A 7,790-nucleotide genomic window follows, 5' to 3' on the forward strand; every position below is an offset into this window, starting at 1 on the left:
TGGTGACTGGGGACTGGTGCCCCTGATCGCAATATGAGTGTGAGTGCGTCCGTACATCGTCATACCCCGAAAATATCTATCTCTTGGCCCTCGGCGAGGGTTACCAGTGCCCTCTTGGAGGCGGCGCGCTTGCCGATCGTGTAACCGGTGCGCTTCCGCTTGCCTTTGCGGTTCATGGTGTTGACCCGCACCACCTTCACGTTGAAGATCTGCTCGACCGCCTCTTTGATCTCGGTCTTGGTGGTGCGCCGGTCGACGATGAAGGTGTAGGTGTTGTCGTCCTCGATCTGGTCGTAGGACTTCTCCGAAACCACCGGCTCGATGATCAAGTCACGGGGGTTCTTCACGATTCACCTCCGGCGTCGTCGGCGACGGCTGAGGCAGTGGCGGCGCCCGCCCCGACACTCTGGATCGTGTCGGACGTGAAAATGAGGGTCTCGGCCCAGAGCACGTCGTAGGTGTTGAGCTGGTCGGGGGTGATCACGAGCACCTGCGGAAGGTTGCGCACCGACTGCGCAACGACGCCGTCAGACGCCTCGACCACGATGGCGACCTTGCCCTCGACACCCATGCCGGCGAGCAGGGCGGCAGCCGACTTGGTCTTCGGTGCCTCCCACTCGATCGAGTCGACGATCCGGATCTCGCCATCCCCGGCGCGAGTCGAGAGAGCGCTGTAGAGGGCGAGCCGACGCATCTTCTTCGGGGTGCGCTGGGAGTAGTCGCGCGGTTTGGGGCCGTGCACGACGCCGCCGCCGCGCCACTGAGGTGAACGGATAGAGCCATGCCGGGCCCGACCCAGACCCTTCTGGCGCCACGGCTTCTTGCCACCGCCGCGAACCTCGGCCCGCGTCTTGGTGTTGGCGGAGCCCGACCGGAGTGCGGCCAACTGGGCCGTCACCACCTGGTGCATCACGGGGAGGTTCGGCTCGATGCCGAAGATCGAGGCATCGAGCTTCATCTCCCCGGTCTGCTTACCGGAAGAGTCGTACTTGCGCGCGACCGGTGCGTCAGCCAATTGCCTTCACCGCCTCCCGAACGAGCAAGACCGCGCCCTTCGCCCCGGGAACGGCGCCCCGCAACATCAGGAGTCCGCGCTTGGCGTCGACTTCGACGACTTCGAGGTTGAGGATCGTGGTTTTCTCGCCGCCCATGCGGCCCGGCAGCTTCATGCCCTTGAACACCCGCGAGGGAGTGGCGCAAGCGCCGATGGAGCCAGGGGCGCGATGCACCCGATGGGTGCCGTGGCTGGCGCCCTGACCGGCGAAATTGTGGCGCTTGATGACGCCCTGGAAGCCCTTGCCGCGGCTCACGCCGGCGACATCGGCCCGACTGCCCTTGACGAGGACGTCGGCGATGCTGATCTCCTGGCCGAGCTTGTAGGCGTCGGCATCATCCACCCGCACTTCGACCAGGTGACGGTGAGGGGTGAGCCCGGCGCGCTTGAAGTGACCAGCGGTGGGCTTGTTGGCCCGTCGCTCGGGCATCTCGCGGTAGGCGATCTGAATGGCGGCGTACCCGTCGGTCTCGGGACGCTTGATCTGGACGACGCGACAAGGCCCGGCCTTGATGACGGTCACCGGCACTGCCTGTGACTCGTCATCGAAGATCTGGGTCATCCCCAGCTTCTCGCCGAGAATCGCTTTCACGTCTTGATCTCCACTTCCACCCCGGCCGGCAGGTCGAGCCGCATGAGGGAGTCGACCGTCTTTGCGGTCGGCTCGAGGATGTCCAGCAGACGCTTGTGGATCCGCATCTCGAAGTGCTCACGCGAATCCTTGTGGACGTGCGGGCCGCGGACAACGCAGTAGCGATGGATTTCCGTAGGCAACGGCAGCGGGCCCCTGATCTTCGCCTGAGTCCGAATGACCGTCTCGGCGATCTTGCGCGCCGACTCATCGACCACCTCGTGGTCGTAGGCCTTGAGTCGAATCCGGATCCGATGCTCCTTCTCGACCTTCTCGACCTTGGGAGCGGCCGCCGCCTTTGCCTTCGCAGGCGCCGCCTTCGAAGCAGCGGGCTTCGCAGCCGTCTCGGCCTTAGGAGCCGCGTCGGCCTTCGGAGCCGCCTCGGCGGGCGCGTCAGCCTTGGGAGCCTTCTCAGCCTTAGGAGCCGCCTCAGCCTCCGCCGCCTTGGCGGCCTTCGCGGGCGCCTTGGCGGCCTTCGCGGGCGCCTTGGCGGCCTTCGCGGGCGCCTTGGCCTTCGCGGGCGCCTTGGCCTTCGCGGGCGCGTCAGCCTTCGGCGCCTTGGCCTTCGGAGCCTTCACGGCCTTGGCGGGCGCGTCGGCCTTCGCAGCCTTCGCGGCCTTCGAAGGCGCGTCAGCGTCGAGAGCCTTATCCGCCTGAGCGTCCTCTTCAGCCATTCTCTTCTTCTCTTCTCTGTTCTTGTCTTGTCTTACTGGTGACTGGCGACTGGTGACTGGTGACTATTTGATGATCTTGACGACGCGGCCGGCGCCGACGGTGCGGCCACCCTCACGGATCGCGAACCGCAAACCATCTTCCATCGCGATCGCGTGGATCAACTCCACCGTCATCTCCGTGTTGTCACCCGGCATCACCATCTGCGTCCCCTCCGGCAACGTGATCGAACCAGTGATATCCGTCGTCCGGAAATAGAACTGCGGCCGATACCCCGAGAAGAACGGGTTATGACGCCCCCCCTCCTCCTTCGTCAACACATACACCTGCGCCGAGAAATCGGTATGAGGAGTAATCGACCCAGGCGCACACACCACCTGACCCCGCTCCACATCCTCCTTACCAATCCCCCGCAGGAGAAGCCCCACGTTGTCGCCAGCCCGCGCCTCATCCAACAACTTGCGGAACATCTCAACCCCAGTCACCGTCGTCTTCTGCGTCGCCCGGATCCCCACAATCTCCGCCTCCGCCCCCACCCGCAAAATCCCCTGCTCCACCCGACCAGTCACCACCGTCCCCCGACCCGTAATCGAAAACACGTCCTCGATCGGCATCTGGAACGGCTTATCCACATCCCGCTCCGGCTCCGGGATATACGAATCCACCGCCGCCATCAACTCCATCACCTGACCCGCAGCCTCCCCATCACCCTCCAACGCCTTCAACGCCGAACCCCGCACCACCGGCACCTCATCACCCGGATACTCATACTCCGTCAACAAATCCCGCACCTCCAACTCCACCAGATCAAGAAGCTCGGGATCATCGACCATGTCCACCTTGTTCAAGAACACCACAATGAACGGCACCCCCACCTGCCGAGCCAACAACACATGCTCCCGAGTCTGCGGCATCGGACCATCCGCCGCCGACACCACCAGAATCGCACCATCCACCTGCGCCGCACCCGTAATCATGTTCTTCACATAATCCGCATGACCCGGCATATCCACATGCGCATAATGACGATTCGCCGTCTCATACTCCACATGCGCAATCGCAATCGTGATACCCCGCTCACGCTCCTCCGGCGCCTTATCAATCTCATCAAACGCCGTAAACCGATTCGACCCACCCACCCCCGACTCCGCCAACACCTTCGTGATCGCAGCAGTCAACGTCGTCTTCCCATGATCAATATGACCCATCGTCCCCACATTCACATGCGGCTTCGACCGCTCAAACTTCTCCTTACCCATGGGTCACATCCTCCTGATCATTCCCCGCGGACCTTCGCCACGAGTTCGTTGGCGATGTTCTCCGGAACGGGTTGGTACGAGTGGAACTGCATCGTGTAGACGGCGCGGCCCTGAGTGCGTGAACGGAGATCCGTGGCGTAGCCGAACATCTCGGCCAGGGGCACGGTTCCGGTGATCACCTTGGCGTTGCCTCGTTGTGTCATGTCGCCGATCTGGCCACGACGGCCATTCAGGTCGCCGATGACGTCCCCCATGTACTCCTCGGGGGTCACCACCTCGACCGATACCACCGGCTCGAGGAGCTGGACACCCGCCCGGCGGGCAGCCTCCTGAAGCGCCATCGAACCGGCGATCTTGAACGCCATCTCCGACGAGTCGACCGGGTGCGACGAGCCATCGACGAGGATGGCCCGAACGTCCACGATCGGGTAACCGGCAAGGACGCCTGACTCCAATGCGTCCTCGATACCGGTGTCTACCGCCGGGATGTATTCGCGGGGCACGGCCCCACCCTTCGTCTTGTCGACGAATTCGTAACCGCCGCCGGGGCCTGTCGGCTCGAGGTCGATCTCGACATGGGCGAACTGGCCCTTGCCGCCGGTCTGCTTGATGTGGCGATAGACCACGCCCTTGACCGCCTTACGGATGGTCTCGCGGTAGGCGACCTGGGGGCGGCCGACGTTGGCGTCGACCTTGAACTCACGACGAAGCCGGTCGACGAGCACGTCGAGGTGCAACTCGCCCATGCCGGCGATCACGGTCTGGCCGGTCTCCTCGTCGGAGCGCACCAGGAAGGTGGGGTCCTCTTCGGCGAGGCGGGCAAGACCGTCGCCCAGCTTGTCCTGGTCGGCCTTGGTCTTCGGCTCGATCGCCACCGAGATCACCGGGGCCGGGAACGACATCGACTCGAGCTGGATCGGATGGTTCGGGTCAGCGAGGGTGTCGCCCGTGGTGGTGGACTTGAGACCCACCGCGGCCACGATGTCGCCGGTAAATACGTCGTCGACGTCTTCGCGGTGATTGGCGTGCATCCGCAGCAGGCGGCCGACCCGCTCCTTCTTCCGATTGCTCGTGTTGAGAACCGAGGAGCCCTTGGCGAGGTGGCCCGAGTAGACCCTGAAGTAGGTGAGCTTGCCCACATAGGGGTCCGACATGATCTTGAAGGCGATTGCGGCAAAAGGCTCGTCGTCGCCGGCCTTGCGGTCGATGACCGTGTCCTCCTCACCGGGCTTGAAGCCGGTGACGGGGGCAAGGTCGGCGGGGCTCGGCAGGTACCAGATCACCGCGTCGAGGACGGGCTGCACGCCCTTGTTCTTGAAGGCGGCACCCACCAGGACGGGGACGAAGAGGTTCTGAATGGTCCCCACCCGCAACGCGGCCCGAATCTCGTCGGCGGTGATGTCGAGGTCTTCGAGATACTTCTCGAGGAGCTTCTCATCCACCTCGGCGGCGGCTTCGAGCATCTTGCCGCGCCACAGGTTGGCCCGATCGACGTACTCGGCGGGAATGTCGACGGTCTCCCACCGCTCTCCAGTGTCTTCCGGCCAGATGTGAGCCTTCATCTCGATCAGGTCGACGACGCCGAGGAAGTCGTCCTCGGACCCGATCGGAATCTGAATGGGAACCGGATTGGCCTCGAGCCGGCGTTGGATCGACTCGACCGCCGAATAGAAGTCGGCCCCGATCCGGTCCATCTTGTTGATGAAGCAGATGCGGGGCACCTTGTACCGGTCGGCCTGCCGCCATACGGTCTCGGACTGCGGCTCGACCCCTGCAACGGCATCGAACACTGCGACTGCTCCGTCGAGGATGCGCAGCGACCGTTCCACCTCGACCGTGAAGTCGACGTGGCCGGGCGTGTCGATGATGTTGATCCAAGTGTCCTTCCAGAAGCAAGTGGTGGCGGCGGAGGTGATGGTGATCCCCCGCTCCTGCTCCTGCTCCATCCAGTCCATGACGGCGGCGCCGTCGTGGACCTCGCCCATCTTGTAGGTCTTGCCCGTGTAGTAGAGGATCCGCTCGGTGGTGGTGGTCTTGCCCGCGTCGATGTGGGCCATGATCCCGATGTTGCGCGTGCGGCTCAGGGGATACTGACGCAGATGACTGAGGGATTCGTTAGCGGCCATGAGTGGACTACCAGCGGTAGTGGGCGAAGGCCTTGTTCGACTCGGCCATCTTGTGGATGTCTTCCCGGCGCTTGAACGCGGCGCCCTGCCGGGTCGAGGCGTCGAGGATCTCGTTGGCGAGGCGCTCGGACATCGAGTTCTCGCGACGCTTGCGGGCGTAGTCGACCAGCCAGCGCACCGCGAGGGTGTTGCCGCGACGGGGCTTCACCTCCATCGGCACCTGATACGCCGAACCGCCGACGCGGCGCGACTTCACCTCGACCGCGGGACGCACGTTGTCGATGGCCTTCTTGAGGACGGTGATCGGGTCCTGACCGGCGCGCTTCTCGACGAGTTCGAGGGCGTCGTAGACGACCTTGCGGGCGAGGTGCTTCTTGCCCTTCCAGAGCACCTTGTTGATCAGCTGGCTGACCAGCACGCTCCGGAATACCGGGTCGGCTTCGATCTGGCGTACTTCGGCGGGGGCGCGTCTCATGACTTCTTCGCCCCGTAGCGGGAGCGGGCTTGCTTGCGGGCGCTGACGCCGGCGGCATCGAGCGTGCCGCGGATGACCTTGTAGCGGATACCCGGGAGATCCTTCACGCGACCGCCGCGAATGAGGACGATCGAGTGTTCCTGGAGGTTGTGGCCTTCACCGGGGATGTAGGCGGTGACTTCGGTGCCTGAGGAGAGGCGGACGCGGCAGACCTTGCGAAGAGCGGAGTTCGGCTTTTTGGGCGTGACCGTATAGACCCGGGTGCATACCCCGCGGCGCTGTGGCGCCCCGGCGAGGCCCGGCGTCTTCTCCTTGTTCGGCTTTTGCCGCCGACCCTGACGGATCAGCTGCTGTATGGTCGGCACTCGTGCCCTCTCCACTATGTCGTTGTCGGCGCAGCGCAGCCCCAAGTGCGGAGCGCTGCACGTGCGGAGGCCGACTCGCCAGTCCCGGGCAGAACCCGGTCGACGTGTCGACCCATTGACCCCCCTTCTCAGGCCAAAGGCCCGGCTCGGGTCGCAGCCGGACCAGCCCTTCGATGAGAAGGGGCCAAGGGACCGAGGTCCCAGGCGGGAAGTATAGGGACGCGCGGCGAGCGACGGCAAAGTCGGGAAGGGAGAGGAGAAAGGGGTTCGCCAAACCGGAAACTCGTTGATGGGCTGGCGCGGGCGGGCCTTCCTACTGCAGCACTACCCGCTGAACCTTCGGCAGAAGCTTCGTCAGCCATTGGCCGTGCTCTGAGTAGAGCCGCTCGGCATCGACCTCCTGTGACGGAGGGTATTTCTTAGTGAGCACTTTCCTGACCAGCGCCTCGGTGACTACTTCGGCAAGAACCGCCCGGAACTCGGGGGAGTGCTCCCCCGCTAGATCCTCGCCAACAAGCGGGGCGAGCGAAGGGTGCCTCACCATGATCCACAGCGTCCAGCTGCCGTCCGGCGCTGGGGTTGGGGGGTCAAACCAAGAGCGGTAGTCCGCTGGATCATCGTGGTCAAGTTTGATCTTGAGATCCGGGAGACCATCGTCTCGATCCACGACGCTGACCTGGCAGTCGGCGTACTGATCATCGAGGGTGGCACGCAGCGTCGCTCTGGCCCCTAGACCTCGACCCTCGATTCGAATTGTTCCAACGCAGAAACCGAGAGTCTCATCGACGCTGAGCGTCGTCGAACCTCCACCCTTGACGACGACGCTCTCTTGATCTGAGGCGACGCGTACTCTTTGACGGTCAAGTCCCGCCGGGGCTCTGAGTTCGATCGCCTTGCGTTTCCCGATCGCCACCCTGTAACTGGGCTTCTCGAATTGGAGCGAGTCAGGGGCAGGCTCGGGTGGGGAGATCGGAGGCTCCGGAATGCCTTTGAGTAGAGCAACGTTTGATCGCCCATCCGCGGATACCGTGAGGATCGCCTCAGCCGTCTTCAGCGCCCGAACCCTGACGCGTGCCACCAGCGCGTCCTCGCGGCGTCGATGCGGTTCGAGAGGGAGAAGACTCCCATCCTCCAACTCAAAGACACCCACCGGTGAATCGCCCCGGGTTTAGTGGCGGCTTGGTTGTCCCGGCAGCGGTTGCTGTCGG

The 7,790-nt window shown here is 64.1% G+C and carries 9 protein-coding genes; all 9 read right to left on the minus strand.

The genetic code is table 11. From position 1 onward, the window contains the following. Window positions 1–59: 59 nt before the first annotated feature. A complete protein-coding gene (gene rplW, locus WD184_10215) occupies window positions 60–350 on the minus strand; it encodes a 50S ribosomal protein L23 (protein ID MEX0827108.1) in 291 nt (96 codons plus the stop codon). Next, window positions 344–1,015: a 50S ribosomal protein L4 gene (gene rplD, locus WD184_10220; protein MEX0827109.1), complete on the minus strand. Its 672-nt coding sequence runs from the start codon at window positions 1,013–1,015 to the stop codon at window positions 344–346. The genes rplW and rplD overlap by 7 nt, the downstream gene beginning before the upstream one ends. After that, entirely contained in the window at window positions 1,008–1,646 is a 639-nt protein-coding gene (gene rplC, locus WD184_10225; protein MEX0827110.1) for a 50S ribosomal protein L3, read from the minus strand. The genes rplD and rplC overlap by 8 nt, the downstream gene beginning before the upstream one ends. Further along, entirely contained in the window at window positions 1,643–1,936 is a 294-nt protein-coding gene (rpsJ, locus tag WD184_10230) for a 30S ribosomal protein S10 (protein MEX0827111.1), read from the minus strand. Before rpsJ ends, rplC begins: the two co-directional genes overlap by 4 nt. A 486-nt stretch (window positions 1,937–2,422) precedes the next feature. Then, on the minus strand, window positions 2,423–3,616 hold the full coding sequence (gene tuf / locus WD184_10235) for an elongation factor Tu (protein ID MEX0827112.1): 1,194 nt from the start codon (window positions 3,614–3,616) through the stop codon (window positions 2,423–2,425). A gap of 17 nt (window positions 3,617–3,633) precedes the next feature. Then, complete coding sequence (gene fusA / locus WD184_10240) at window positions 3,634–5,742, minus strand: elongation factor G (GenBank protein ID MEX0827113.1); 2,109 nt, start codon at window positions 5,740–5,742, stop codon at window positions 3,634–3,636. Window positions 5,743–5,749: 7 nt separating this feature from the next. Then, a complete protein-coding gene (rpsG, locus tag WD184_10245) occupies window positions 5,750–6,217 on the minus strand; it encodes a 30S ribosomal protein S7 (protein MEX0827114.1) in 468 nt (155 codons plus the stop codon). Then, window positions 6,214–6,582 (minus strand): 30S ribosomal protein S12, encoded by a 369-nt coding sequence (gene rpsL, locus WD184_10250; protein ID MEX0827115.1) that lies wholly within the window; start codon window positions 6,580–6,582, stop codon window positions 6,214–6,216. Before rpsL ends, rpsG begins: the two co-directional genes overlap by 4 nt. A 313-nt stretch (window positions 6,583–6,895) precedes the next feature. Beyond that, complete coding sequence (locus WD184_10255) at window positions 6,896–7,732, minus strand: hypothetical protein (protein MEX0827116.1); 837 nt, start codon at window positions 7,730–7,732, stop codon at window positions 6,896–6,898. Window positions 7,733–7,790 lie beyond the last annotated feature (58 nt).

It is taken from the genome of Acidimicrobiia bacterium, from assembly GCA_040878325.1.
Classification (GTDB): domain Bacteria; phylum Actinomycetota; class Acidimicrobiia; order Spongiisociales; family UBA11373; genus JAUYIV01.

What these genes read in the sequence shown, in the direction of transcription:
- tuf (MEX0827112.1), bottom strand. Translation starts at nt 3,616, where the DNA reads ATGGGTAAGGAGAAGTTTGAGCGGTCGAAGCCGCATGTGAATGTGGGG.
- fusA (MEX0827113.1), bottom strand. Translation starts at nt 5,742, where the DNA reads ATGGCCGCTAACGAATCCCTCAGTCATCTGCGTCAGTATCCCCTGAGC.
- rpsG (MEX0827114.1), bottom strand. Translation starts at nt 6,217, where the DNA reads ATGAGACGCGCCCCCGCCGAAGTACGCCAGATCGAAGCCGACCCGGTA.